Source organism: Bradyrhizobium sp. UFLA01-814, assembly GCF_046718885.1.
Lineage (GTDB): Bacteria > Pseudomonadota > Alphaproteobacteria > Rhizobiales > Xanthobacteraceae > Bradyrhizobium > Bradyrhizobium elkanii.
Genome location: NZ_JAQOSR010000360.1, coordinates 1 through 1594 on the forward strand (window position 1 = coordinate 1; position 1594 = coordinate 1594).

Annotated in this window: 2 protein-coding genes; both read right to left on the minus strand. The window is 64.9% G+C overall.

The window, feature by feature from the left end; translation table 11 throughout:
* Window positions 1-694 (minus strand): ABC transporter substrate-binding protein (locus PMN64_RS42800; protein WP_411785110.1); only part of this gene is annotated, 694 nt, incomplete at its 3' end.
* A 31-nt stretch (window positions 695-725) separates the two neighbouring features.
* On the minus strand, window positions 726-1594 hold an 869-nt coding region (locus PMN64_RS42805), incomplete at its 5' end, for a branched-chain amino acid ABC transporter permease (protein WP_411785111.1).

Here is a 1594-nt window from a genome sequence, read left to right on the forward strand (position 1 = left end):
CGGCCAGGAACACCTCGGCGCCGGAATCCTTCAGCTGCAGCATGTCGGACGAGAAGTCCTGCTGGCCTTTCTTGTAGTTGCCGCTGTAGACGACGTTCAGCTTCTTGGCCTTGACCACGGAATCGAAGCCGTCGCGGACGGTGATGCCGTAATCGTCGTCCTGGGTGATCAGGCCCCATTTCTTGCCGGGGTTCTTGTCGGCGAGGAAGTTGACGAGGTGGATGATGCCTTCCTCGTAGGATTGGCCGACCACGAACACGTTCTTGCGCGGCGGCTCCCACAGGAATTTGACCGGCGCGACGTCGATCACGGTCGGGATACCGGACTTCTCCAGCACCGGCATCACCGCGATCGACTGGCCCGAGCCCGAGATGCCGAGCATCGCGAAGACCTTGTCGACGTCGATCACCTTCTTGACGCCCTGGATGGTGCGCGCGGTGACGTAGCCGTCGTCCTCCAGCACATATTTGATCTTGCGGCCGTTGATGCCGCCGGCGGCGTTGGCTTCGGCGATCGCGATCTTGTGGCCGATCGAGGCCGCGACGCCGAGCAGCGCCGGCGGGCCGGTCAGCGGCTCGACGTCGCCGATCAGGATCTCGCTGTCGGTGATCCCGGGATCGGCGGCAGCGGCCGGGCCGACCGCAAGGCAGGCCGTGGTGAGCAGCAGCGAGGCCGCCGCCAGGTGTTTGATCATTGCTTCCTCCTCATGGTGTTGCGTTTTTTTGTTAGTAGCGCAGCGGCCAATGCACCCAGGTCCGCCTGATGTCGTGCCAGGCGCCGACCAGCCCCCTCGGCTGGAAGCGCAGGAACAGGATGATGACGAGGCCGTAGAGCATGCTCTTCAGCTCCTGCGCGCCGGTCGTGAAGGTCGCGTCCATCTGTGCGCTGAACAGGCTGAAGACGATCCGTGTCGCCTCCGGCAGCAGCACGATCAGGATGGTGCCGAGCGCCGCGCCGAGCGCGGAGCCGAGCCCGCCGACGATCAGGATCGCCAGCGCCTCGATCGAAAGCAGGAACGGAAAGCCCTCGACGCTGACGTAGGAGAGGTAGATGCCGTACAGCGCGCCGGCGATGCCGGTGATGAACGCCGAGGTGATGAAGGCTAACAGCTTGTAGGCATGCAGGTTGATGCCCATGACGCGCGCCGCGGTGTCGTTGTCCCTGATCGCGACGAAGGCGCGGCCGACCCGGCTGCGGCGGATGTTGAGGGTGGCGAACAGCGTCAGCCCCGCGATGCCAAGGCAGAGATAGGTGAAGGCGGCATCGCTGTCGAAGCTGATGCCGAAGACCTCGGGCCGCTGCACCTGAATGCCGCGCGCGCCATTGGTGAGCCAGCGCATCTCCAGGATCACGGTGTTGATGATGAAGGAGAAGGCGAGCGTGGTGATGGCGAGGTAAAGTCCCTTGAGCCGCAGCGACGGCGCGCCGACGATCAGGCTCGCCAGCGCCGGAACCACGCCGGCGCCGAGGAAGCCGACCAGCGGCGGCATGTGGTACTTCGAAACCAGCACCGCATAGGCATAGGCGCCGGTGACGAGGAAGCCGACATGGCCGAGCGAGATCAGACCGGTGTAGCCGGTCAGGATGTTGAGCC